The organism is Bradyrhizobium sp. AZCC 2230, assembly GCF_036924495.1.
Classification (GTDB): Bacteria; Pseudomonadota; Alphaproteobacteria; order Rhizobiales; family Xanthobacteraceae; genus Bradyrhizobium; species Bradyrhizobium rifense.
The window spans coordinates 3,124,796-3,150,068 of the sequence record NZ_JAZHRS010000001.1 but is presented as its reverse complement, the minus strand read 5'-3'; the positions used below and the strand labels follow the sequence as shown (position 1 = coordinate 3,150,068).

22 protein-coding genes are annotated in these 25,273 nt (G+C 63.4%); 13 read left to right on the top strand and 9 right to left on the bottom strand.

The genetic code is table 11. The features are described from left to right. Positions 1–4 precede the first annotated feature (4 nt). The 5 genes from ilvD (at position 5) to V1280_RS15190 (ending at position 5,300) form a co-directional block, all read left to right on the top strand. Positions 5–1,699 (top strand): dihydroxy-acid dehydratase, encoded by a 1,695-nt coding sequence (gene ilvD, locus V1280_RS15210; RefSeq protein WP_334525246.1) that lies wholly within the window; start codon positions 5–7, stop codon positions 1,697–1,699. Between the two features lie 125 nt (positions 1,700–1,824). Further along, positions 1,825–2,670, top strand: coding sequence for an ABC transporter ATP-binding protein (locus V1280_RS15205; protein ID WP_334525243.1), 846 nt, complete (start codon positions 1,825–1,827; stop codon positions 2,668–2,670). Next, on the top strand, positions 2,667–3,452 hold the full coding sequence (locus V1280_RS15200) for an ABC transporter permease (RefSeq protein ID WP_334525240.1): 786 nt from the start codon (positions 2,667–2,669) through the stop codon (positions 3,450–3,452). Before V1280_RS15205 ends, V1280_RS15200 begins: the two co-directional genes overlap by 4 nt. Next, on the top strand, positions 3,452–4,216 hold the full coding sequence (locus V1280_RS15195) for an ABC transporter permease (RefSeq protein ID WP_334525237.1): 765 nt from the start codon (positions 3,452–3,454) through the stop codon (positions 4,214–4,216). The genes V1280_RS15200 and V1280_RS15195 overlap by 1 nt, the downstream gene beginning before the upstream one ends. Positions 4,217–4,253: 37 nt before the next feature. Then, entirely contained in the window at positions 4,254–5,300 is a 1,047-nt protein-coding gene (locus tag V1280_RS15190; RefSeq protein WP_334525234.1) for a peptidase M29, read from the top strand. Here the strand turns inward: V1280_RS15190 and V1280_RS15185 are convergent. Genes V1280_RS15185 through V1280_RS15165 form a run of 5 tightly spaced genes read right to left on the bottom strand, consistent with a single transcriptional unit; the run spans position 5,297 to position 11,022 of the window. Then, positions 5,297–6,289 (bottom strand): 3-hydroxybutyryl-CoA dehydrogenase, encoded by a 993-nt coding sequence (locus V1280_RS15185; RefSeq protein WP_334525231.1) that lies wholly within the window; start codon positions 6,287–6,289, stop codon positions 5,297–5,299. The two genes, V1280_RS15190 and V1280_RS15185, sit on opposite strands and share 4 nt — an antisense overlap. A 3-nt stretch (positions 6,290–6,292) precedes the next feature. After that, positions 6,293–7,381, bottom strand: coding sequence for an NAD/NADP-dependent octopine/nopaline dehydrogenase family protein (locus V1280_RS15180; RefSeq protein ID WP_334525228.1), 1,089 nt, complete (start codon positions 7,379–7,381; stop codon positions 6,293–6,295). Then, positions 7,378–8,904 carry a class I adenylate-forming enzyme family protein gene (locus V1280_RS15175; RefSeq protein WP_334525225.1) on the bottom strand — a complete coding sequence of 509 codons (1,527 nt, stop codon included), beginning with the start codon at positions 8,902–8,904 and terminating at the stop codon, positions 7,378–7,380. The genes V1280_RS15180 and V1280_RS15175 overlap by 4 nt, the downstream gene beginning before the upstream one ends. 2 nt (positions 8,905–8,906) lie before the next feature. Beyond that, the gene (locus V1280_RS15170) at positions 8,907–10,196 is read right to left on the bottom strand and encodes an acyl-CoA dehydrogenase family protein (RefSeq protein ID WP_334525224.1); all 1,290 of its coding nucleotides are present in this window, start codon (positions 10,194–10,196) and stop codon (positions 8,907–8,909) included. Between the two features lie 7 nt (positions 10,197–10,203). Then, positions 10,204–11,022 carry an alpha/beta fold hydrolase gene (locus V1280_RS15165; protein ID WP_442895130.1) on the bottom strand — a complete coding sequence of 273 codons (819 nt, stop codon included), beginning with the start codon at positions 11,020–11,022 and terminating at the stop codon, positions 10,204–10,206. A gap of 197 nt (positions 11,023–11,219) precedes the next feature. On the opposite strand from V1280_RS15165, the gene V1280_RS15160 reads away from it, so the two are divergent. The 4 genes from V1280_RS15160 to V1280_RS15145 all read left to right on the top strand — a co-directional run bounded on the left by V1280_RS15160 (position 11,220) and on the right by V1280_RS15145 (position 16,597). After that, positions 11,220–11,981: an SDR family NAD(P)-dependent oxidoreductase gene (locus tag V1280_RS15160; protein WP_334525219.1), complete on the top strand. Its 762-nt coding sequence runs from the start codon at positions 11,220–11,222 to the stop codon at positions 11,979–11,981. A 26-nt stretch (positions 11,982–12,007) separates the two neighbouring features. Further along, positions 12,008–12,844 (top strand): enoyl-CoA hydratase family protein, encoded by an 837-nt coding sequence (locus V1280_RS15155; RefSeq protein ID WP_334525217.1) that lies wholly within the window; start codon positions 12,008–12,010, stop codon positions 12,842–12,844. A gap of 97 nt (positions 12,845–12,941) precedes the next feature. Next, positions 12,942–15,293, top strand: coding sequence for a bifunctional salicylyl-CoA 5-hydroxylase/oxidoreductase (locus V1280_RS15150; RefSeq protein ID WP_334525214.1), 2,352 nt, complete (start codon positions 12,942–12,944; stop codon positions 15,291–15,293). Between the two features lie 53 nt (positions 15,294–15,346). Continuing rightward, entirely contained in the window at positions 15,347–16,597 is a 1,251-nt protein-coding gene (locus V1280_RS15145; protein WP_334525212.1) for a flavin-dependent oxidoreductase, read from the top strand. Between the two features lie 9 nt (positions 16,598–16,606). Here V1280_RS15145 and V1280_RS15140 read toward each other — a convergent pair whose 3' ends face one another. Next, the gene (locus tag V1280_RS15140; RefSeq protein WP_148752669.1) at positions 16,607–17,065 is read right to left on the bottom strand and encodes a cupin domain-containing protein; all 459 of its coding nucleotides are present in this window, start codon (positions 17,063–17,065) and stop codon (positions 16,607–16,609) included. Positions 17,066–17,095: 30 nt separating this feature from the next. Next, the gene (locus V1280_RS15135; protein ID WP_334525205.1) at positions 17,096–18,271 is read right to left on the bottom strand and encodes an ABC transporter substrate-binding protein; all 1,176 of its coding nucleotides are present in this window, start codon (positions 18,269–18,271) and stop codon (positions 17,096–17,098) included. 251 nt (positions 18,272–18,522) lie between these two features. Here V1280_RS15135 and V1280_RS15130 point away from each other — a divergent pair, with 251 nt between their 5' ends. The 3 genes from V1280_RS15130 (at position 18,523) to V1280_RS15120 (ending at position 21,359) form a co-directional block, all read left to right on the top strand. Then, the gene (locus V1280_RS15130; RefSeq protein ID WP_334525202.1) at positions 18,523–19,041 is read left to right on the top strand and encodes a MarR family winged helix-turn-helix transcriptional regulator; all 519 of its coding nucleotides are present in this window, start codon (positions 18,523–18,525) and stop codon (positions 19,039–19,041) included. 146 nt (positions 19,042–19,187) lie between these two features. Continuing rightward, positions 19,188–20,879: a benzoate-CoA ligase family protein gene (locus tag V1280_RS15125; RefSeq protein ID WP_334525198.1), complete on the top strand. Its 1,692-nt coding sequence runs from the start codon at positions 19,188–19,190 to the stop codon at positions 20,877–20,879. A gap of 21 nt (positions 20,880–20,900) precedes the next feature. Then, complete coding sequence (locus V1280_RS15120) at positions 20,901–21,359, top strand: RidA family protein (RefSeq protein WP_334525196.1); 459 nt, start codon at positions 20,901–20,903, stop codon at positions 21,357–21,359. Positions 21,360–21,455: 96 nt separating this feature from the next. Here V1280_RS15120 and V1280_RS15115 read toward each other — a convergent pair whose 3' ends face one another. Together V1280_RS15115 and V1280_RS15110 are read right to left on the bottom strand one after the other, a co-directional pair. Then, positions 21,456–22,430, bottom strand: coding sequence for a CHAD domain-containing protein (locus V1280_RS15115; RefSeq protein ID WP_334525193.1), 975 nt, complete (start codon positions 22,428–22,430; stop codon positions 21,456–21,458). 25 nt (positions 22,431–22,455) lie between these two features. Further along, entirely contained in the window at positions 22,456–23,979 is a 1,524-nt protein-coding gene (locus V1280_RS15110) for a bifunctional aminoglycoside phosphotransferase/ATP-binding protein (protein WP_334525190.1), read from the bottom strand. A 193-nt stretch (positions 23,980–24,172) separates the two neighbouring features. Between V1280_RS15110 and V1280_RS15105 the strand changes: the two genes are divergently transcribed. Then, positions 24,173–25,012 carry a universal stress protein gene (locus V1280_RS15105; RefSeq protein WP_334525187.1) on the top strand — a complete coding sequence of 280 codons (840 nt, stop codon included), beginning with the start codon at positions 24,173–24,175 and terminating at the stop codon, positions 25,010–25,012. The last annotated feature ends 261 nt before the right edge of the window (positions 25,013–25,273 follow it).

Sequence of the window (25,273 nt, the reverse complement as noted above, 5' to 3'; positions counted from 1 at the left end):
AGGCATGAAGAAGTTGCGATCACGGATAACGACCGACGGCCTCGACCGGGCTCCGCACCGTGCCTTCATGCGCGCCATGGGGCTGGACGACGCGGCCATTGCCAATCCGATGGTCGGCATCGTCAGCATGAAGGGCGAGCAGACGCCCTGCAACATGACACACGATTTCCAGGTGGCTGCAGCCAAGACCGGGGTCGAGGAGGCCGGCGGCACGCCGCGTGAATTCTCGACCGTCTCGGTGTCTGACGGCATCAGCATGAATCACGAGGGGATGAAGTTCTCTCTGTTCTCGCGTGAGCTGATCGCCGACTCCATCGAGGCTGTGGTCCACGGCCTCGCCTATGACGCGCTGATCGGATATGGCGGATGCGATAAGACGCTCCCGGGCGTGATGATGGGCATGGTTCGTTGCAACGTGCCCTCCATCTTCATCTATGGCGGCAGCTCGCTGCCGGGCCGCGTTGATGGACGCACGCTGACCGTCCTCGACTCCTACGAGGCCGTCGGCAGCTTCATGATCGGAGAGATCGACGCTGCGGCGCTTGAGCGGATCGAGCGCGCGTGCCTGCCGACCATTGGCGCCTGCGCCGGTCAGTTCACCGCGAACACCATGGGAATGGTGTCGGAGGCGATGGGCCTGACCATCCCCAATGTGTCGATGGTGCCCGGTGTCTATGCCGAGCGCGCGCAGATTTCCCGCCGCGCCGGGCGGCTGATCATGGAGATGCTCGAACGCGGCGGGCCGCTGCCGCGTGACACCGTGACGCGAAAATCTCTGGAAAATGGCGCCGCGATCGTTGCCGCAACAGGCGGATCGACTAATGCCGCGCTGCATCTGCCGGCGATCGCGAACGAAGCCGGCATTGCGTTCACGATCGATGACGTCGGCGAGGTCTTTGCCAGAACGCCGCTGATCGGAAACCTGCGCCCCGGGGGCAAGTACACGGCGAAGGACGTCTACGACATCGGCGGCGCGGCCGTTGTGATCCGCGAACTGATCCAGAGCGGGCATATCGATGGCAGTTGCCTCACCATCACCGGCCGTACGCTCGCGGAAGAGTATGGTGCGGCCAACGCGCCCGATGGCGAGGTGGTTTATGCGGCCCGCGCGCCGATCATGCCTGACGGCGGTGTGGCGGTGCTGAAGGGCAATCTTTGTCCCGATGGCGCCGTCATCAAAGTCGCGGGCTTGAAGAGCCAGTCCTTCGAGGGCGTGGCGCGCGTCTTCGAGGATGAAGAGGCTTGCGTCGCAGCCGTTCGTGACCGCAGCTACAAGGCTGGCGAGGTTTTGGTGATCCGCAATGAAGGGCCGGTGGGCGGTCCCGGCATGCGCGAGATGCTCGGCGTCACCGCGCTGATCTACGGCCAGGGCATGGGCGAGAAGGTGGCCCTGATCACGGATGGGCGATTCTCCGGCGCCACGCGCGGCATGTGTATCGGCTATGTATCTCCGGAGGCATTCGTCGGCGGTCCGCTGGCGCTTGTCCGCGATGGCGACAAGATCCGGATTGATGCCGCTGGCCGCCGCATGGACTTGCTGGTCGACGAGCAGGAACTTGCTGCACGCCGACGCGATTGGAAGCAACGCCCGCCGCGTCATCGCGCCGGTGCGCTGGCAAAATATGCGCGCCTGGTCGGCCAGGCACCAGGTGGAGCTGTCACGCATGAGGGACCGGCGGAGTGGCCGTGGTTCGACTAAGAAGTCGCGCGCGTGAGAAATGGCGACCTGTCTGGCAAGTTTCTTGCTAAGCTCGTGCCGCTGATGGAGGACATTCAGCAGGATCGGTTGCGTGACGTTCGCGCCTGAGTGAAGCGAGAGACGGGATGAAGGTAGTGCCTTCGAGATCGAGCGAATGGGTGAGACCGGTGACGCCGAAAAAGCCGGCTTCTGCGATCATCGAGATCGACGGCGTCTCGCAGGTCTTCCAGACCTCGGCGCGCAAAGATCATTTGGCGCTGTCGGACATCTCCTTGACGATCGAGGAAGGGGCGTTCGTCTCCATCCTCGGGCCGTCCGGCTGCGGCAAGTCCACGCTGCTTTACATTGTCGGTGGCTTCGTTAGTCCGACCAGCGGCGCGGCCAAGATGAAGGGACAGGCGATCACGGGGCCGGGGCCGGATCGCGGGCCGGTATTCCAGGAGTTCGCGCTGTTTCCGTGGAAGACCGTGCTGGGCAATGTGATGTATGGCCCGCGCCAGCAGGACGTGCGAGCCGCAGAGGCAGAAGCACAGAGCCGCGCTCTGATCGAGATGGTCGGGCTCAAGGGCTACGAAAACTTCTATCCGAAGGAGCTGTCGGGTGGCATGAAGCAGCGCGTCGCGCTGGCCCGGACGCTGGCCTACCATCCAGAAGTCCTGTTGATGGACGAGCCGTTCGGTGCGCTCGATGCTCATACTCGGACACGTCTCCAGAACGATCTCCTGAATATCTGGGAGCGTGACCGCAAGACGGTGCTGTTCGTCACCCACTCGGTCGACGAAGCCGTCTTCCTCTCGGACAAGGTCGTGATGATGTCAAAGTCTCCCGGGCGTATCCGGGAGGTCATCGATATCGATCTGCCGCGGCCGCGGCGCCGCAACGAGCTATTGCTCGATCCGCGCTACCAGAAATACGTCGTCGACATCGAGCGTATGTTTGACGAGGTCGACGAGACGGGATCAGTGTCATGATCTCGCCGTCGGCCTTGGCCAGACGTGCTGCCCCTATGTTCGCTTGCATCGGGTTGCTTGCCATATGGCAGGTCGCGTCGCTTGCGCTGAAGAACGACAGCTTTCCCACGGCTACCGAAGCGATCCGCGCGATCCCGGATATCCTCGGTGACAAGGAATCTCTGATCAATATCCTGGCCTCGCTTCGCCGCATGGCGATCGGGTTCGGCATAGCGGTGCTGGTTTCGATTCCGCTGGGCCTGTTGATGGGCCGTAGCCGGGCCGTCGCCGCCTTCTTCAATCCGCTGCTGATGGTGATCTATCCGGTGCCGAAGGCGGCGCTGATGCCGATCATCATGCTGTGGCTCGGCGTTGGTGACATCACCAAGACGCTGGTGATCTTCCTCGGCGTCAGTTTGCCGGTGATCTATCACAGTTTCGAAGGTGCCAAGGCCGTCGAGGAGAAGATGCTGTGGTCAGGCGCGGCGATGGGGCTTACGCCCTTGCAGCGCCTGGTCCGGATCGTGTTGCCGGCCGCGCTCCCGGAGATCCTGACCGGGTGCCGCACCGGCCTGGTGCTGGCGCTGATCACGATGATCACCAGCGAGATGATCGCGCGCCAATCGGGAGCAGGGAACATCCTGTTCAACGCGCTCGATATGGGTCAATACGACACGGTCTACGCGATGATCATCATCGTCGGCGCGATGGGCATCTGCCTCGATGCGGTCTTCGAGCGCGTCCGCGCAAGACTGGTGCGTTGGTCCGAGCCTCAGTTCGACATGCCGTTGAGCTTCTCCTGATGTCACGTGCTCTCTCAGCAAACGTCATCTTGGGGCTCGCGCCTATCGTGCTGGTGATCGCGCTGTGGCAAGGCCTGGTGTCATTCGGATTCGCGCCTGCGGTTTTGCTGCCGCCGCCTGGCGTCGTCTTCAGCCGGCTGCTCCAGCAGCTCGTGACATGGACGTTTCAGCAGGAAATCGCGGCGACTCTGATCCGGTTGTTTGCCGGCTTTGCGATTGCGGTCGTCTTCGGCGTGAGCATTGGCATCGCGGCGGCTGCCAGTCCGGCGATCAATGCCATAGTTCGGCCGATCGTACGGGTGCTGGCGCCGTTGCCGAAGGTCGCGCTCTATCCGGCGCTGTTGCTGTTGCTCGGCTTCGGCCACGGATCGAAGATCACGCTGGTAGCGGCGGACGCGCTCTTTCCCATTCTGCTGTCCACCTACTACGGGGCTTCTACCGTCGAGCAGAAGTTGATCTGGTCGGCGATGGCGGCGGGAACGCCGCGCTACGAAATCCTGTTCAAGGTCGTTTTGCCGGCGGCGATGCCGTCGATCCTGACGGGGTGCCGGATTGGCCTTGTCATTTCGTGCGTCGTGGTGTTTCTGGCCGAGATGATCACGTCGACGGACGGATTGGGGCACGTGCTTGTAACCGCGGCCCGGACCTTTCAGGCCGTCGACATGTTCGTGCCACTGATCACGATTTCGCTGCTGGGGTTGATCCTGAACGGCCTGTTGGGCGCCGTGCGATCGTATCTCTTGCGGGGCTTCCCCGAAGCGTGAGCTGACGAACAAGAAACCAGAAGACCCGGGAGTAACCATGCTGGCTGATCGCATCGAGGCAAAATGGATCGACGCGTTTTGCGAGATATTTGAGCGTTGCGCCGTCAAGGCCGGCGATACCGCGGCGATCCTCTCGGAGACGCAGTCGCGCGCGTTGAATGTGCATCTGGCAGAGCTTGCACTGTTGCGCATGGGGGCGAAGCCTTTTCATGTCGTCATGCCGACGCCGCGCAATCGGAGTATCGTTCCGGTCCGCTCAACCGGCGCCAGCGAAGCAATCCAAAAGCTTGGGCCGGTCATCACTGCGCTTCAGCAAGCTGGCTTCGTGGTGGATTGCACCATCGAAGGTCTGATGCATGCGATCGAGACGCCTGAGATATTGAAGGCCGGCGCGCGCATTCTGGTGATCTCCAACGAGCATCCCGAGGCGCTGGAGCGGATGGTGCCGGATCCGGCCCTGGAGAAGCGCGTTCGCGCGGCGGCAAAGATGCTGCGCGGGACCAAGCGGATGCGGGTCACCTCGAAGGCCGGCACGTCACTTGATGTCGACATGGTCGGTGCGTCCACGGTCGGCGTGTGGGGCTGGACCGACAAGCCCGGCACGCTGGCGCATTGGCCGGGCGGCATCGTTGTCAGCTTTCCCAAGAGCGGGACGATCAATGGCACGCTGGTCATGGCCCCGGGCGACATCAATCTCACCTTCAAACGCTATTTGACGTCGCCGGTGAAGATGACGTTGAAGGACGACTATGTCGTCGATCTGGAGGGCGAGGGTACGGACGCAGCCATGATGCGTGCCTATCTCGCCGCATGGGGGGATCGGGAGGCTTATGCCGTGTCGCATGTCGGTTTCGGTATGAACCCGGCTGCGCGCTACGAGGCACTGTCAATGTATGACCAGCGGGACACCAACGGCACGGAGATCCGCGCCGTCTCCGGCAATTTTCTGTTCTCGACCGGTGCCAATGAATTCGCCGGCCGCTATACGGCCGGCCATTTCGATCTGCCGATGATGGGAACGACCATCGAGCTCGATGGCGTCGCGGTGGTGCGGGAAGGCGTGCTTCAGGACGTTTTCGGCTAGCTGCGGTCGAGCACCGGCGGGCGAGCGAGGTCGAAGTGCCGGAGCAGGTCGACCATGGCCTGGAGGCGCTTTGCGCGATAGGCGTCAACGTCCATGCCCGAATAGTCGAGAAAGCCTGCGCCCGTGCGGAGTCCGATCCGCCCTTCATGCATGTTGCGTGAGATAACGTCCGGCGCTCGATAGCGGTCGCTGCCGAGCGCACCTTCGAGATAGCGGCTGGCGTAATACAGAATATCGCCACCGCCCCAGTCGATGAACTCGAGCAACCCGAGCACGGCATAGCGGAAGCCGAAGCCGTAACGGATCGCCTTGTCTATCTCCTCCGCGCTGGCGACACCTTCCTCGACCATGCGCGCGGCTTCGTTCATCGCCAGCGCCTGGATGCGCGGGACGATGAAGCCGGGCGTCGCCGCGCAGACGACGGGCACCTTGCCGATGCCTTCGAGCAGCCTCTTGACCTCGTCGATGATGGCAGGATCGGTGGCTTTGCCGGGCGAAACCTCAACCAGCGGGATCAGATAGGCCGGGTTGAGCCAGTGCACGTTGAGGAAGCGGCGGGGATTCACGATCGCGCCCGAGAGATCATCGACGAGGATGGTCGACGTGGTCGATGCAATGATCGTGTCGGGGCCGACCTGTTTTGAAGCCGCCCCCAGCACCTCGCGCTTGAGCTCGACGACCTCAGGAACGCCCTCGAACACCATTCCGGCTTCGGACAACGTGGCGCCGCTTTGGCTGGCCGGCACCACCGAAACCCGCGCGATCAGCGGATCAACGTCGGTTTCGGTCAGCAGCCCCAGCTTCGACAGGCTGGCAAAAGTCTTCGCGACCTCGCCAAGCGCGTCCGCCTCCAGCCCGGCGAAATCCTCCGCTGAACGTGCCTTGATGTCGATCATCGTCACCGTGTGCCCCGCATAGGCGAACGCGACGGCGATACCGCGGCCCATGCGACCGGCCCCGAGACAGGCAATGTTGACGCGGCTGCTCATCGGTCAGAATCCCTCACGAAGCAGTGTCTGCAATTCGGTCTTGTGAAGCTTGCCAAGCCCCAGCGTCTCCAACGTCCGGCCGCCTTGCGCAAAATCCTCGCCGCAGATCGCGCCACCGATGGCCAGGAAGGCCTTGGCGAGCGGCGTGGCGACGCCCGCGAGCCCCGCGACAGACACCAGCAGCGACAACCCAAACCGCAAATCCTCGCGCATGTAGCGATGCTCGGTCAGCACGATCCGCTCGCGCCAGTCGCCGGAATCGGTCAGGCGATCGTGCGAGCCGCGGCCATACATCCAGATATCACCTTCCTTTGCGTAGTGATGGACGAGCGGAAAATGCGGTGCGCCATATCCCAGCGCCTCGCGCACGGCGATCCGCTCGGCGTCGAGTGCGTCAGTCACTCGCCGGATCGCAGCTTGCGTTCCCTCCTTGTGGATGTCCCACCGCTCGAAATGCTCGATCGGGCCTGCGTTCATCACGATGAGCGGCGGATGGATGATGCAGCCCGCGTTCATCAGCGCGCCGGATAGCGCGTCACCGCACGGCTCGATCACATCAGGGAAGGCGCGTCCAATCACTTCAAGCGCATGTGACGCCCGGTCGAGCGGGAACACGCCGACCGGCAGCCGCTTGGCGCGGATGGTGATTGCGACCTCGAATGGCCCATGCTTGCGGGTGAGCCATGGCAGCGTGCCAGTTTCAGCGAAGCTCGCCTGGGCGCGATTGCCGATGTCTCGGGCAGCCTGGGCGAAGATCATCGAGCCTAATGTCGCTGGCGGCAGAAACACGACCTGGCCATCCCGTAGATGCGGGGCGAGGAGCCGGGCGATATCCTGCTGCGCGAAGGCGGGGGCAGGGCACAGGATCAGCTCGGCATCGCTGACGGCTTCGGCGATGTCGGTGGTCACCATCGCCAGTTTCACATCGTGCTGGCCATTGTGGTCCTTCACGAGGATGCGGGAGCCAGCGGCACGATGCGCTTCGACCTGCTCTGTATCTCGGCGCCACAATCGGACTTCATGCCCCGATAGCGCAAAATCGCCTGCGGCCGCGAAAGAGCCGTTTCCCCCACCCAGAACCGCAATCTTCAAGATGCTTCTCCTTGCGCGCGCGACTGCGCATCAAACTGCTTCAGCAGGAAATGCTGGACCTTGCCCAGCGCCGTGCGCGGCATGTCGGCGACGAAGACAATGTCGCGTGGAACCTTGTAGCGGGCGAGCTGCGCCTGAACGTGCGCTCTCAGCTCGTCTGCTTCGAGCCGGCAGCCGGATCGCGGGATGACGTAAGCGATGGGCACCTCGTCCCAGCGCGGGTCTGGCCGGCCGATCACGGCGCATTCGCTGACGTCAGGATGTTCGAGCAGCACCCTTTCGACCTCGGCCGGATAGATATTCTCGCCGCCGGAAATGATCATGTTCTTCTTGCGGTCGCGGACCCAGAAGTAGCCGTCCGGGTCGCGCAGGCCAATATCGCCGGTGCGATACCAGCCGTCGTGGAGCGCATCGCGTGTGGCGTCCGCATTGCCCCAATATTCGAAGAAGACGTTGGGTCCGCGGACCGCGATCTCGCCCGGCGCGCCCGCCGGCACCTCGTTGCCGGTCTGATCGATCACCTTCGCCTCGCAGCACAGGCCGGCAAGCCCGGTCGATCCTGCGCGCGACAGGTCGCCGCCGAGACGGGTGTAGATGGCGATGGGGCAGGTTTCCGTCGAACCGTAGACTTGCAGCACCGGCACGCCGCGCGCGACAAAGCGATCGATCAGGTGCGGCGGCACGATGGTCGAGCCGGTAGCGACGGCTTTCAGAGATGAGAGATCGGTCGCGGCCCAGGCGGGGTGCTCGCTGACGGCCTGGATGATTGCCGGCACCATCACCGTCAGGGTCGGCCGGTCCCGTTCGATGGCCGCAAGCGCCGCATCCGGGGTGAAGCGAGCGTGGATTGAAACGGTCGCGCCAAGCTGGAGCGCCGCGGTCGTCTGGATGTTGAGCCCGCCGACGTGGAAGAACGGCAACACAGTCAGCACATGATCGTCGGACGTCATGTTGTGCATGTGCTGGCTCATGACGCCATTCCAGAACAGCGCCTCTTGGCGTAGCACAGCCCCCTTCGGCCGCCCGGTCGTTCCCGACGTGTAGACGATGAGTAGCGGGCAGGAGAGCTCGATGTGCGGATTGCGTCCGCTGCTTCCCTTATGCGCCAATAGGCTCTCGAAGGTCGAGCCGCGCGCCGGAGCAAAATCGAGGCCCACGACCGCGGTCCCCGGCGCGAGTTCGGGAAGGACTCCCTCAAATGCCTGTTCGAGCACCAGCACTTTAGCGCCGGCATCGGTGAGGATGAAGAGCTGCTCGGCGACAGCCAGCCGCCAGTTCAGCGGCACCAGCATCGCGCCGAGCCGCGCGCATGCATAGAGCAGGACCAGATAGTCCGGTCGATTCAGGCTCAGGATTGCGACGCGATCGCCCCGGCCGACACCGAATTCCTGCTTCAAAGCTGTTGCGGTTCGTTCGATGCGATCGGCGAACGCTGCGTAGCTCAGCCGCTCGCCCTCGAAGGCGATGGCCGTCTTGTCTGGCGAAAACGCCGCGTTGCGATCGATCAGACTGCAGAGATCCACCGTCAGTCGTCCGTTTCGCCGGCCTCGTACAGCGCCTCGCGACCAATCCGGTCGAGGCAGAGCTCGGCCGTCCAGGGCAGCATGAGTGAGCCGCAGCGGCTGTCGCGATAGATGCGTTCCAGCGGCAGCGAGCGGAGCATCGCCTGTCCCCCGCAGGTGCGGATCGCAAGCGCGGCGAGCTCATTGGCGCCTTCCATCACCGAATATTGCGCGGCATAGGCGCGCAGCACCTGCTCCTTGCTCGGATTTGCGCGCGCCTCCGTGACCGCCTGGAACCAGATCGCCTTGATCTGCTCCAGCTTGATTTGCATCTGCGCGACCGCGATCTGCTTGGTCGGGTACATCCGGCGCTTGACCGGCGGCATGCCCGGCACCTCGCCACGCAGGTAACGTACCGTGAAATCGTAAGAGGCCTGCGCGAGGCCCATATAGGTTGGCGACAGCGTCAGGAACATGTGCGGCCAGCGCATCGCCGCCTGAAAGTAGACGCCGCGCGGCATCAGCGCAGAATCTTCCGGAACGAAGACGTCCTTGAACAGCAGCGTTCGCGAGACTGTGCCGCGCATACCGAGCGGATCCCAGTCGCCGACGACGGAAACGCCTTGCGACTTCGCAGGAATCGCGAGGTAAAGCGTATTGCGGCGTGAGGCCTTCGCGCCTTCCTCGATCTCGGTGCAGAGCACGCCGTAATAATCGGCGTGGCCGGAGAGCGATGCAAAGATCTTCTTGCCGTTGACGATCCAGCCGCCTTCGACGGGCTTTGCTTCCGTGCCGAAGGCAACGCCGCCTGCGGCTGCCGCACCACCTTCGGAGAAGGGTTGCGAATAGATCGCACCGTCCTCGACGATGCGCTTGTAGTGGACGGCCCGCCGCTTCTCGTGTTCCGCGCGGGTCTCCGCATCCATGTCGAGATCATCAGCCAATGGGCCCGACCACAGCGTCGAACAGACGTGCATGTTCCAGGTCAGTGCGGTCGCGCCGCAATAGCGGCCGATCTCCGCCGCGGCCAGGGCGTAGGTCTGGTAGTTCGCTCCCAGCCCGCCGTGCTTCTTCGGTACGGCGATGCCGAGCAAGCCGACGCGGTGCAGGTCGCGATAATTCTCGGTCGGGAAGACCGCCTCGCGATCGTAGGCGGCGGCACGGCCTGCGAACACGCTTTGGCCGATCTCGCGCGCCCGCGCGATGATCCCGGCCTGTTGGTCGCTCAAGCGGAACGCCACAGGATCGAAGATCGGCGCGTCCAGCGCGACCTTGTCGCTCGCACCAATGGTCTTGCTGACTTGCACGGTCATGGCGCAGTCACTCGCGTCTTGCAGCAACGGAATCGACGAAGCTGCCGAGAGCCTTGTCGAAGGCATCTGGCCGCTCAAGGTTGGCGAGATGGCCAACTCCGGGGAGTTCGACATATTCGGCCGCGGGAATGTAGGTTGCGGTTTTCGCCATCATTGGCGCAGGCGCGTTGTTGTCTTTGGAACCAGACAGCAGCAGCGTCGGCACAGAAATGTCCTTGAGCGTGCTGCGTTGGTCAAATCCGATCAGCGCCAGCATCATGGCGCGATAGCTTGCTTCGGGCACACTTCCCATGCACTCGCGCGCGAGCTCCATTCCCTTGGGATCAGGATCGTCACCGACGAGCTCCTTCACCAGGGAAGGTGCCAGCGACTTCATGGTCTCGCCGCGATCGAGCGGATCCAGGCGCGCCGCGATGAACGATTTCTGCCAGTCGCCGTCGGCCTTGCCGAAGGCCGGGCTGGTCTGCGCGAGGACGACCGAGCGCGCAAGTTTCGGCGCTTGCACCAGCCATTTCTGCACGATCATGCCGCCGATCGAATGGCCGACCAGAATGGGGCTTGTCGCCCCGATCTGCACGATGAATTGCTGGAGTGCATCGGCCAGGGCAGCGATGCTGACGCTGACGAGTGGCGCCGAGCCGCCATAGCCCGGCATGTCCCAGGCGATTGCGCGGAAACGATTACCGAATGTGGCGAGCTGCTGCCGCCAGGCCCGCGCTGCGCCGCCAATGCCATGCAGGAAAATCAGGGGTATCGCACCCGGATCGCCCGCGGCTTCATAGGCGAAGCGCCCGTCCCTTGTTATCATTGGCGCAGGCTGCGACACGCGACATCCTTTTGCTTGGCCCGACGATGCTAACAGGCCTGTGGGGGATGGGAAGAGATAATTTTATACTTAAAGCAATTTTCGGGCCGCTCCCGCGCGCGCGGGCTTTTGCGGCGCCGATCCGCGCTTTCGTTGCAAAAGTTTGAAGGTTAAAATATATCGGAGGAACGATCAGCAGATTTTGAGGGAGCCCGCGCATGTCCGCATTGCCGCATTCGCCGCACGCGCTGGTGACCGGTGGCGGTCGCGGCATCGGCCGCGCAATCGCAGCGTCCCTTGTCGGCGCTGGTGCCACCGTGACGGTGCTCGGTCGGAACGCGGCTACTCTCGAAGAAGCGATCAACGCGGGCGCCGCGCATTTTGCAGCCATCGCCGACGTCTCGGACGAAACCGCGCTGAAGGCAGCGATCACTGAGGCGCATGCGCGACAGCCGATCGATATCCTGATCGCAAACGCCGGCAGCGCCGAGTCCGCGCCATTCGCGAAATCGGACAGCGCCCTTTTTGCGCGGATGATCGATGTCAATTTCATGGGCGTCGTCTATGCCGTCCGCGCAGTGTTGCCGGGGATGAAGGATCGCCCCTATGGCCGTGTTATCGCGATTGCATCGACGGCCGGGCTCAGGGGTTATGCTTATGTGAGCGCGTATGCGGCGGCGAAGCACGCTGTGATCGGTCTCGTGCGTTCGCTTGCGCTGGAAATGGCCGGCAGCAACGTAACCGTGAATGCGGTCTGCCCGGGCTTTACCGACACCGATCTCGTTGCCGGCAGCATCGACAACATCATGAAGAAGACCGGGCGAACCCGTGAGCAGGCGATCGCCGAGCTCGCAAAGCACAATCCGCAGGGGCGCCTGATCACGCCGCAGGAAGTGGCGAATGCCGTGCTTTGGTTGTGCAGCGAGAACGCCAGTGCGATCACGGGACAGGCGATTGCTGTCGCCGGTGGCGAGATCTAACCGTGCGGAACAAGGAAGGAAATCTCATGAGCAGACCAGCCAATCCCGTCACCGTGCCGCTCGCGGACTATTCGCCGCAACACTTCCTGCTGGCCGTGGTCGACGGCTTTGCGACCGTGACGCTCAATCGTCCTGAGCGGAAGAACCCGCTGACGTTCGAGAGCTACCGCGAGTTGACGGATTTCTTCCGTGCCTGCGCGTTCGACGACGCGGTCAAGTCCATCGTCGTCACCGGCGCCGGCGGCAATTTTTCGTCTGGTGGCGACGTGTTCGAGATCATCGGCCCGCTCGTGAAAATGGACACCAAGGGGCTGACGGCGTTCACGCGAATGACCGGTGACCTCGTCAAGGCGATGCGGGCCTGCCCGCAGCCGATCGTGGCCGCGGTCGAGGGCATCTGCGCCGGTGCCGGCGCGATCATCGCCATGGCATCCGACATGCGGCTCGCCGCGAGCGGAACCAAGGTGGCGTTCCTGTTCAACAAGGTGGGTCTTGGCGGCTGTGACATGGGCGCCTGCGCGATCCTGCCGCGGATCATCGGTCAGTCCCGCGCCTCCGAGCTTCTCTACACCGGCCGGTTCATGACCGCGGAGGAGGGCGAGCGCTGGGGGTTCTTCAGTCGCATCGTCACGCCGGAGCAGGTGCTGCCCCAGGCGCAGTTGCTGGCCAAGCAGGTCGCGGAAGGGCCGACCTTCGGCAACACCATGACCAAGCGTATGCTGGCCATGGAATGGGCGATGTCGGTTGAGGAAGCGATCGAAGCGGAGGCCGTTGCCCAGGCCCTGTGCATGACGACGGCTGATTTCGAGCGCGCCTTCGAGGCTTTTGCCAACAAGGTCAAGCCGGTCTTCAGGGGCGACTGAGTGGCCTTTTTCTGCGGAAGGCCTGGAACGGGGACTTGCCAGAAATTATTTTAGGCTTAAAATAGTTTTCATGGCCGGGTGAATTGGCGAGGCTCCCATGAAAGTCGCGATCATCGGTGGCGGACCTGCGGGTCTATACGCTGCAATCCTACTCAAGAAGCAGCGCCCAAGCGCCGATGTCACCGTCTATGAGCGCAACCGCGCCGACGACACGTTCGGCTTCGGCGTGGTGTTCTCGGACGCCACGCTCGACAATTTTGAAAAGCACGATCTTCCGAGCTACCGCCGCATCACCCAGGAGTTCGCCTATTGGGACGATATCGCCGTGCATTTTCGCGGCACGGTGCATCGGGTCGGAGGTAACGGCTTTTGCGGCTGCTCTCGGCAAAAACTGTTGCTGATCCTGCAGGAGCGAGCGCGTGAGCTCGGTGTCAACCTCCTTTTCGAAGTGGATGTTGACGACGAGTCGCGCTTTGCCGATGCCGATCTCGTCTTGCTGGCCGACGGCGTCAATAGCCGTTTCCGGGAGAAGCATGTCGATCACTTCGAGCCGGAAGTCGACCTCCGCACCAACAAGTTTGCCTGGATGGGCTCGACCAGGCCGCTCGATGCCTTCACCTTCATCTTCCAGGAGACGGAGTGGGGACCTTTCATCGCCCACGCCTACCAATATGAAGCCGGTCACTCGACCTGGATTTTCGAGACCGACCCGGAGACGTTCGAGCGGGCAGGGCTGACTGGGCTGAACGAGAGCCAATCTGCCGCGCGGATGGCCGAGATCTTTGGCTGGTTCCTCGATGGGCACAAGCTGCTCACCAACCGCTCGATGTGGCGCAATTTCCCGATGATCCGCAGCAAGCGCTGGGTCAAGGACAACATGGTTCTGCTCGGTGACGCCAAGGCAAGCGCGCACTTCTCGATCGGTTCCGGCACCAAGCTCGCGATGGAAGATGCGATCGCGCTGGCCGAAGCGATGGCGAAGGCGCCCAGCATCAAGGCGGCGCTCGATGTTTACGAGCACGGCCGCCGCGAAGAGGTCGAGAAGACCCAGCACGCGGCCGACGTTTCGCTGGTCTGGTTCGAGCATGTCGACCGCTTCTGGGATTTCGATCCCGTGCAGTTCGCCTTTGGCGTGATGACGCGCTCGAAGGCGATCACCTATGACAATCTGAAGCTCCGCGCGCCCGATTTCGTCGCCGAGGTCGAGACGTCATTTGCCAGGCAAGTACGCAGCAGCGGCTTCGACGTCAGCACCGACAAGCCGATGGTGCCGCTGTTCCAGCCATTCCGCTTGCGCGAGATGGATATCACCAACCGCGCCGTGGTGTCGCCGATGTGCATGTATTCGGCGAAGGAGGGCGTTCCCGGCGATTTCCACCTCGTACACTACGGCTCGCGTGCGATCGGCGGCGCCGGCCTGATCTTCACCGAGATGACCTGCGTCAGCCGCGATGCCCGGATCACGCCCGGCTGCGCCGGATTGTGGAACGACGAGCAGGAGACGGCCTGGCGGCGCATCGTTGATTTCGTCCATGGCAACTCGGCTGCGAAATTCTGCCTGCAGCTCGGGCACGCCGGCCGCAAAGGTGCGACCAAGTTGATGTGGGACGGAATCGACCGCCCGCTGGACGAAGGCGGCTGGGACGTCGTCTCGGCGTCGCCGTTGCCGTACTTTCCCGACAGCCAGGTGCCGCGCGAGCTTGACCGCGCCGGCATGAACGCGGTGAGGGATTCTTTTGTTGCCGCAGCTGAGCGTGGCGAGCGCTGTGGCTTCGATATGCTCGAGCTGCACTGCGCCCACGGCTATCTGCTCGCGAGCTTCATTTCACCACTGACGAACACCCGTACGGACGAGTATGGCGGCTCGCTCGAAAACCGGCTGCGCTTTCCGCTCGAGATATTTGAGGCGCTGCGGGCGGTGTGGCCGAAGCACAAGCCGATGTCGGTGCGTATTTCTGCGACTGACTGGGCGGATGGCGGCATCACCGGCGATGATGCAGTGGCGATCGCGCGGGCCTTCGCCGAGGCCGGTGTCGATCTGGTCGACGTCTCGACCGGCCAGACCGTGCGCGATGCACAGCCGATCTATGGTCGCATGTTCCAGACGCCATTCTCCGACCAGGTTCGCAACGAGGCGCGCGTGGCAACCATGTGCGTCGGCAACATCACGACCGCGGACCAGGCCAACACCATTTTGGCGGCCGGCCGGGCAGACCTCGTCGCGCTCGGGCGACCGCATCTGGTCGACCCCTTCTTCACCATGAAGGCGGCGGCCTGGTACGGCGCAAACGACGCGTTCTGTCCGCCACAATATCTGCCCGGGAAAGACCAGATTTTCCGCAACAGCGCGCGCGATCGGCAGGATCTCGAGGAGCTGAGAATTAAGGCTAAGCCCAAGACCCGGGCTGAGCTCAAGGCGGAGGCGACAAAGCCGCTTGCGGCGGAGTGACCGCCCGTGCGACGTTAACCCCGTTGCCTGTGTATTGAGTGGAGTTAAGGGCGATGAAGGCGATTATCGTCGGCGGCGGTATCGGTGGTCTTACCACGGCTTTGATGCTGCGGGCCCGCGGCATCGGCTGCGAGATTTTCGAGCAGTCCGATACGATCCGCGAGCTCGGCGTCGGTATCAACACGTTGCCGCACGCCATGCGTGAGCTTGCCAGTCTTGGCCTGTTGCAAAAGCTCGACGACGTCGCGATCCGCACCGACCAGCTCTACTACCTCAACCGCCATGGCCAGGAGGTCTGGCGCGAAGCCCGCGGCGTCGACGCCGGGCATGACGTGCCGCAATTCTCGATCCATCGCGGCCGCCTTCAGGGTGTCATCCACCGCGCCGTCGAGGAACGGCTCGGAGCGGATGCAATCCACACCGGTTGCCGGCTTGGCGCCTTCACGCAGGACGAGAGTGGCGTCACGGCCTATTTCTTCGATCGTGCTGGCTCGCATATTCACACCGCGCGCGGCGATATCCTGATCGGTGCCGACGGTATCCGTTCGCGCGTGCGCGACACGCTGTTTCCGAACGAAGGGCCGCCGTGCTGGAACGGCCTGATGCTGTGGCGCGGCGCGCGCGACTGGCCGATGTTTCTCACCGGCAAATCGATGATCGTCGCCGGTGGTCTCAACGCCAAGGTCGTGATCTATCCGATCGCGGAGGGATCGAGCCCGGCGAGCCGTCTGACCAATTGGGCGGTGCTGGTGAAGGTGGGCGAGGGCAATGCGCCGCCGCCGCGGAAGGAAGACTGGTCGCGGCCGGGCCGGCGTGAGGAGCTCATGCCGCACGTCGCGCGCTTCTCGGTGCCCTATATCGACGTGAAGAGCCTGATTTCGGCGACGCCCGAGTTCTATGAATATCCGACCTGCGACCGCGATCCCTTGCCCTATTGGTCGTCCGGACGCGTCACCCTGCTCGGTGATGCCGCGCATCCGATGTATCCGGTCGGCTCGAACGGCGCTTCGCAGGCGATCCTCGACGCGCGCTGTCTCGCCGACGCACTTGTGCGCGCCGAGCATCCGCGTCAGGCCTTGATGGAATATGAGAAGAAGCGCCTGCCGATGACGGCGGACATCGTCCGCTCTAACCGCCGCGGCGGCCCCGAGGGCGTCATCGACGCCGTCGAGCAGCTTGCGCCCGACGGCTTTGACAATGTCGACAACGTGCTGAGCTATTCCCAGCGCGAGGCGATCGTGCGCGGCTATGCCACCAAGGCAGGCTTCGCCGCAGTGCCAGGACTTGCGGCGGTGCGCGCCTAGACCGCGCGGCTAGCCGGCGCCGGGAGGTGGCGGAAGGAAGTGGATGTTGAACTCGGCGGCCATCGCCACCACGTCCTCCGGCTTCTGTTCCTTCATGTTGTGAAGGCCCCAGAACAGGTCGAACAGCTTTTTGGTCGGCGAGACCCAGAACAGCACTTTTGCGGTCTGGTCCGATTTGTTGAAGATGCCGTGCGGCACGCCCATGCCGAGCCGGATCAGATCGCCCGGCGTTGCCTGCGCCTCCGAGTTGCCGAGCATGAAGTCGAGCTTGCCCTCCAGCATGTAGAGATATTCGTCCTGGTCGGGATGAATGTGCGGCGGTACGAACGTGCCCGGCGGCAGCGTGGCGTGCCAGGAGAAGCTGTTCTCGGTGTTGCTCTTCGGCACATAGGTCTGGCCGAGGATGTTCCAGGAGATGCCCTGGATCCCCTCATTGGCCCGCGTGATGCCCGTGATTTCGCTCTTCATTGCAGTCCTCCCTTGACGCGACGCGCGGCCTTAGTTCGCCGCCTTGCAGTCCTTGGCATAGCGATCGCCGTAATTCTCGAAAACCTTCTGGACGATCTCGGTCTGGAATTTGCCGTCCGGACGCTTGGCGACCTTGGTCAGGTAAAAATCCTGGATCGGATAGCCATTGGTGTTGAACTTGAATGACCCCCGCAGCGACGTGAAGTCCGCCTTCTTCAGGGCTGCCGCAACGGCGTCCTTGTTGGAGAGGTCGCCCTTCACGCCCTTGACCGCGCTGTCGATCAGCATCGCAGCGTCATAGGCCTGGAAGGCGTAGGTGCCGGGCACGCCGTTGTAGGCGGCCTCATAGGCGGCGACGAACTTCTTGTTCTGGGGATTGTCGAGATTGGGCGCCCAGTTCGCGCCGCCAAACATGCCGACGGCCGCGTCCTGCTGTGCCGGCAGGGTCGATTCATCCACCGTGAAGGCTGAGAGCACCGGAATGCTGTCGGTGAGACCGGCCTGCTTGTATTGCTTGACGAGGTTGACGCCGAGGCCGCCCGGCATGAACGTGAAGAGAGCATCGGGCTTCTGCGACGAAATCTTGGAAAGCTCCGGCTGGAAGTCCAGCGTGTTGAGCGGCATGTAGGACTCTTCGACGATCTCGCCCTTGTAGTCGAGCTTGAAGCCGGCGACCGAGTCCTTGCCGGCCTGATAGTTCGGCACCATCAGATACATCCGCTTGTAGCCGCGATCCTGCGCCACTTTGCCGAGGATCTCGTGAACCTGGTCGTTCTGATACGACGTCACATAGAAGAACGGGTTGCAGTCCTTGCCGGCAAAAGTCGACGGGCCGGCATTGGGGCTGATCAGGAACACCTTGGATTCCGTGACCGGCCGGTGGATCGCCTGGAGGATGTTGGAGAAGATCGGTCCGACCACGAAGTCGACCTTGTCGCGTTCGAGCAGGCCCTTGACCTTGGTCACGGCCACATCAGGCTTCAACTCGTCGTCGACCGCGACGACCTCGACGTCGCGGCCACCCATCTTGCCGCCGAGATCCTTCACCGCGAGCGCAAAGCCGTCGCGAACCTGCTGGCCGAGCGCGGCGCCGGGGCCCGACAGCGTCACGATCACACCCAGCTTGATCTTCTCCTGTGCGAGGGCAGGGCTCATTGCGGTGCCGAGCAGCAAGGCGGCCGCAGCCAAAGTCGTTTGCGTCTTCATGATCTGTCCCCCATCACCATCGGGCTTGTGTCGCAAGCCGCGTACCTTAATCCAAGCTTATGCCGATGATGGCCGCCGCGGCAAGTTAGCTCAAGGCGCCACCATCGTGCGGGCAGCGGAGCATGCAAGCGGCGCGCCAGTTACTTGAAGCCTAAAGAAACTGACGTGCGGTCGATTGTTGCAGCTTTGGGCTTGCGGCGGGCGTCGATTTATTTGAAGCTCAAAACGTTGGGGAATCCGTGCCGGCGCCAATGCCGACCGTGAGTGACTGCATCGAGATGCTCGATTCCGAGACCAAGGCCGTCGAAACGCCGGAGGACCATGCCGAAGAGCTTCGGCTGTGGTTGCGGCTGCTCACCTGCACGACCCTGATCGAGGGAGAAGTCCGCGGCCGGCTGCGGCAGCGTTTCGACGTCACGCTGCCCCGTTTCGATCTGATGGCGCAGCTCGACAAGGCGCCCGACGGCATGACGCTGTCGGACGTCTCCAAGCGCATGATGGTGTCCAACGGCAACGTCACCGGCCTCGTCGAGCGCCTGGTGGAATCCGGCCATCTCGACCGCCGGACCTCGGAGACCGACCGCCGCGTCCAGGTGATCCGGCTCACAAAGCTTGGCCGCGCCGAGTTTCGCAGGATGGCTTCGGAACACGAGACCTGGATCGCCGATCTCTTTGGCGATTTGACGCCGAAGGACGTGCGCGAGCTGATGCGGTTGCTGGCGAAGACCAAGGCGTCGGCGCAGAAATCGGCCGCGCGTCGCCGGCCCTGAGCGCGGGCAGACGAGCCCTTCATCCCCTTTGCCGCGCGAAAATGCATGGGATGCCCAAAATCCGCTATTGCGCCAAATTGTTTTAAGCCTAAAATGTTTCCCGAGTTAGTGCTGCCGGGTGCTTTCCATGCGCAAAGGAGCGTGCGATGGCCAACGCCGCCAAGGTTCAAGTCTCGGGCTCGCATGACGCAAACGCTGCGACCGCCCATGTCGACACGTTTGCGCGGCAGCATCTGCCATCGCCAGAGCTGTGGCCGGAGTTCATCTTCACGCGGCCAGAGCTGCGCTATCCGCCACGTTTGAACTGCGTCAGCTATTTCCTCGACCGCTGGGTCGAGCAGGGACACGGTGATGCGCCTTGCGTCATCAGCCTCGCCGTCAGCTACACCTATCGCGAGCTGCAGGCACTCGTGAACCGGATCGCCAATGTGCTGGTCGGCAAGCTCGGTCTTGTGACCGGCGGGCGCGTGATGTTGCGCTCCGCCAACAGCCCGATGATGGTTGCGACTTATCTCGCGGTGATCAAAGCCGGCGGCATCTGCGTGGCGACGATGCCCTTGCTGCGCGCCAAGGAGCTCTCCTATCCGATCCAGAAGGCGGAGATCACGCTCGCGCTCTGCGACGGAAAACTCTCCGACGAGATGGAGAAGGCGAAGCTGGCCGCGCCTGGTCTCAAGCATGTGGTCTATTGGGGCAACGGTGCTCCCGACTCGCTCGAGGCGCTGATCGCTGATGCGAGCGCGGAATTCGCCGCGGTCGACACCGCCTCTGACGATATCTGCCTGATCGCCTTCACGTCGGGCACGACCGGCGATCCCAAGGGCACCATGCATTTCCACCGGGACATGCTGGCGGTGTGTGACGGCTACGCGCGCAACATCCTGCGGGCCGAGCAGAAAGACCGTTTCGTCGGCTCCGCGCCACTCGCCTTTACCTTCGGGTTCGGGGGCGTGCTGTTCCCGATGCACATCGGCGCTTCCTTCGTCGTGCTGGAGAAGACGACGCCCGATGATATCCTCTCAGCGATCGAGCAGTACAAGACCACAGTCTGCTTTACGGCGCCGACCGCGTATCGCGCCATGATCGGCAAGCTTCCGGGCCGTGACATCTCCTCGCTACGAAAGTGTGTGTCCGCGGGCGAGACGTTGCCCAAGCCGACATTCGACGCCTGGCTGAAGGCCACTGGCATCAAGCTGATGGACGGGATTGGCTCGACTGAGCTGCTGCACATCTTCATCAGCGCGACCGAGGACGAAATTCGTCCCGGTGCGACCGGCAGACCCGTGCCTGGCTATGAGGCGAAGATCGTCGACGATGACGGCAATGATCTGCCGCCGGGCACGATGGGGAAGCTCGCGGTGCGCGGGCCGACCGGCTGCCGTTATCTCGCCGACGAGCGGCAGCGGAAATACGTCCAGAATGGCTGGAACATCACCGGCGACACCTATCTGATGGATAGCGACGGCTACTTCTGGTACCAGTCGCGCTCCGATGACATGATCGTGTCATCCGGATACAATATCGCGGGCACGGATGTCGAAGTCGCGCTGCTGACGCATCCCTCCGTCGCTGAGTGTGGCGTCGTCGGTGCGCCGGACGAGGCGCGCGGGATGATTGTGAAGGCCTATGTCATTGCCGCCCCCGGCGTGACGCCGGATGCAAAGCTCGCAGCCGAGTTGCAGGAGCATGTCAAACGCGAGATCGCGCCGTACAAATATCCGCGCGCGATCGAGTTCGTGACCCAACTGCCGAAGACCGAGACCGGCAAATTGAAACGTTTCGCCTTGCGGCAATTGGCGCAGGCGGCGGCGACGTCTTCCGGCGTCGCGGCAGTGTGAGATGAGGATCAAGAATTGTCCGTGACGACGCCGAAAGGCCCACAGCTCGCGGTGCTGCCAGGTGCAGCCGAGGATGACACCAGCCCTATGGCACAGGTGCTGCAACCGTCCGGCTGGCCGGTGCCGAAGGGCTATGCCAACGGCATGGCGGCCGAAGGACGCTTCGTGGTGACCGGCGGCGTGATCGGCTGGGATGCCGAGGAGCGTCTCGCGGACGGCTTTGTCGCGCAGGTCCGCCAGACCCTGAGCAACATCGCCGAAATCCTTGCCGCCGCCGGTGCGCGGCCCGAGCATCTCGTTCGCCTGACCTGGTACGTCGTCGACATGGACGAGTATCTCGCGAACCTGAAGGAGCTCGGCAAGATCTATCGCACGATCTTCGGCGCGCACTATCCCGCGATGGCGCTGGTCCAGGTCGTGCGCCTCGTCGAGAAAGCGGCGCGCGTCGAGATCGAAGCCACCGCCGTCATTCCTCGCTGAACTACGCTCAGCTCGTCGTTTCAGCTCGCCTCGGCGAGAGCATCGTCCTGCAGCAGAGGCCCGCCTTGACTCAGGTCAAGCAGCGCTGCCGTAGAGCTAATCCTCCGGCTCCGAATCCGGCGTCAGGTCGGAGGAGCGGAAGGGCTTGGCCTTGTCCAGCTTGCGATAGGCCGTCGAAGCCGTCCGCAACAGCTTCTTTTCCCGCTTGCGGTCGAGAAAGCGAATGCCGGCTTCGGGAACGGCCTCGTTCAACGACGCGGCCAGCGTTTGACCGCGCGCATCATCGTTCAATTGTCCAAGGGATTTTTGCGCCCTGCGCAACTGCTTGAGAATCGATTTTTGTTTCGTCAGCGATTTCTCGCCGAACAGATCTTCCAGCGACTCGATCGAATAAGTCAGTCGCTTGTTGAGGATCCGCAGCTTGTGCCGTTTCTCGACGTCGAGCTTGCGCAGCTTCTTGGCCTTCCTGAGCAGCGCCTTTTCCCATCCGGCCAGTTGCGTCGTGGCGTGGTCGGCGAGCGGGCAGCGGCGCAGCCTGATGGCCTCCTTGCTGCGCCTGGTCGACCAGGGTCCGCTCTCGATCCAGCTCGAGGTCTGCTCGACCAGGCGGCGATATCGCGCCGATTGCAGCGCGCGGGCCAGCAGGCGATGGCTTTCGGCCCGCTTCTCGTCCCAGTGCTGGAGTTCGGCGATCACCGCGAGCTCGTCGCCGGCTTCGGCCACGACGCGTTCGATGGCGACGTCGAGGTCCCGCACCATGCCGAGCTGGCTGTTCAGCCATTTCAACTCGGCCCAGACTTTGGGGCGTAGCGCGTCGTCGACCATGGGCGAAAAGAAGCGAATCGCGGTCCGCAGATGGGTCAGCGCGATTCGGATCTGATGCAGCGCCTCCGGATCGCCACGACAGGTCCCGTCATGCTGGGCGAGGACGGCGGCGAGGTGACGGCGGGCGATGATCCGAAAGGCGGTGTCGCAGGCCATGCCGGGGCTGAGGCGCCCTGGCAGCGCATTACGGCTCGCCGCCGGCCTGGCGCGGGCGGTCGCCGTCGAACTCGTGGTGGGTCGCGCCATCCTAGCCCGCGCCAATCAGATTGCCTTACCTGCCCTCAGCGATCGCGTCCTGGCAGCTCTGGAGCGTCTGCGCTGGTGTCCCGGATGCATCGATGGTCGTCCAACCGATATGGCCGATATTATAGTGCTCTTGCAACGCGGCAACCTCTTGCGTCGCGTCGGATGCGTCACTGCTGCGACCACCGATTCTAGCCTGCCGGGTCACCAGATCCGCGACCAGGAAGAGGCCGGTGAGAGCCACGTTACATTCCCGAGCCAGCGTGACGATGGCGTCCCGCTCGAAATCGCGGGCGAACACGCCGTCGACGATCGCCGAATGACCTTGGGCCAGCACGTGCCGGGCGCGCTCGGCCAACGTCGCGTAGACCCGCTCTGCGAGCTCAGGCGTGTATGCGGATGGTGGCAGGCGCTCCGTGTCGGCGACACCGAACATCTGCTTGCGAATGACGTCGCTGCGCAGCACGACGGCGCCCGGCTGCGGCGCGACGGTCGGCGCGAGTGTGCGCGCCAGAACCGTCTTCCCGGTGCCGGACAGTCCACCCACCGCGATGAGGCGGGGAGCGGGAGGCTGGATCAGCGCCCGGGCAAGGTCGAAATAGCGGTGCGCCTCGTCGAGAATGCCGGCATCGTCGGAATGCGGAGGCTTCGGCCGCGCCAGCGCCACCTGGGCGCGGATCGCGGCGCGAATCGACATGAACAGCGGCAGCGCGCTGAGCGCGTCGAGGTTTTCTAGGGGCGTTGTGGCAAGGTACCGGTTCAGGACGGTGTTGGCTGCCAGCGGCTGATCGTGGCGCAGCAAATCCATCAGGGTGAATGCGAGGTCGTAAAGCGCGTCGACGGTCGCCATCTGCGCGTCGAACTCGATGGCGTCGAACAGCACGGGCTGCTGCCCGATCAGCACGATATTCGCAAGATGCAGGTCGCCGTGGCAACGGCGGACGAAACCGCGGCGGCCGCGTTCTTCAAGCAAGGGACGGGCGTGCAGGAATGCCGCGTGCGAGGCCTGTGCAAGCTGCTCGATCTCCGCGGCCGGGACATGATTGCCGAGCCGCAGACCATTGCTGTTGCCGTCGATCAGGGCGGGGATGGAGGACATCCAGGCGCTGCCGTCGGCGGGCGTCGCCGCCGCGTGCGAAGCCGCGATCGCGTCGGCAATACCCGACGCAAAGTCCGCATCGAACTGTCCGGCCTTCGCCAGATGATCCAGCGTCCGGCTCTCGTCGAAACGCGACATCTCGACGGCATATTCGATCGGCCGGCCGCGGCCGTCGACCTTCACCGATCCGTCCGGCTCTTCTGTAATGGTCACGACGCGATGATAGATCTGTGGCGCATGCGGCCGGTTGATCCTGACCTCCTCCTCACAGGCCATCTTTCGTTTCTCGAGTGTCGAATAATCGAGAAAGGGATACTTGACCGCCCGCTTGATCTTCAGCGCGCGCGTCTCCTCGAGGAAGACCGAAGCCGCGTGCGTGTCGATCCGCTTTACGCCGGCATGCGCGGTCAGTGCCGCGCAGATCCGCTCCTGGGTCGCAGAATTGTCTGTCATCTGCCGGCGTATTGTTGATGAGGGGCCAAGCGGTTCGGCCGCAAATCCAGGGTAACCCTTAAGTCGAGACCGCGACCAGTCCTTGACTTCCGTCAAGGCCTGTCGTCGGTTGGCGATGCGGAGTTTTCCCGGCTTGAGGGGGATCAAGCGCCCGGACCAAAGGCGGCCTATTCTGGCCGGCAAGGAGAATCCGATGCCCGTCAAGGACGTGTTTCTGCCGCTCATCGGCGAGCCGCATGCCCCCACGCTGGCCGCGATCGAGAAGTGCGTAGCCGTTGCCGCCGGCCTCGGTGCCAGGGTGACCGGGCTCGCGCTCGAGGATGACGCTTTCGTCCGGCCGAAAGTGGTATTTCCTGATGATCCGGCGTCGGCCGAACTCAGCGCTGTGCGCGAGGTCGGTGACATGCAGCAGCTCCTGGACGTATTCACCAATGCGGCCTCCCGTATTGGCGTTCGCGCGCAGGGCCGATCGGGCAGGGTGCCGGCGGATCGGATCGCATCGACGCTGGCCGAGCATGCGCGCTTCAGCGATCTCACCCTGGTCCCCGTGAAGCCGCACGACAGTCGCGCGGAGAATATCGTTGAGACCTTCCTGTTCGAATCCGGCCGCCCGCTGCTGCTCTGTCCGGAGCAGCATGTGGAGCTGCTACGGCCGGAAATCGAGAACGTCATGATCGCCTGGGCGCCCTCGGCCCGCGCGGCACGTGCGATCGGCGACGCGCTGCCGATCCTTCAGGCCGCCAACGCGGTGCGCGTGGTGACCGCCACGGACGACAAGACTGACGAGGTCATGCAGTCCGGAACGAACCTCGTCGGTCATCTGAGGGAACACGGGGTCTACGCATCCTTCGAGACCGTGAAGGGAAGCGGCAGCTCGATCGGCAAGGTGCTGGGGAGCTGGGCGCAGTCGCACGCCATCGACGCCATCGTCATGGGCGCCTACCACCATTCGCGCTTGAACGAGATCGTCTGGGGCGGCGTGACCAAGACCGTCATCGGCCAGCCACCGTGCTGGGTGATGATGTCGCACTAGCGTCCTGAACCGGAAGTTCGCAACATCGCGTCGTGTTCTGCTGGGGCATTGTATCGGCAGAAGCGCTCGATGGAAGCAAGAATGTCATCAGCAGACTTAGCCCATGGGAACGGTTTGGGATCGGCGTTGTGTCGGTCGATGAACGATGTGATGTCAACCCTGAGGGCAGCGACGCTGCGATAGACGCCGCGCCTGATCTTCTAATCGGTAAGGAGCGCGAAGAAGTGCTCGACTTGGTTGAGCCGGCGATCTTTGAAAGAG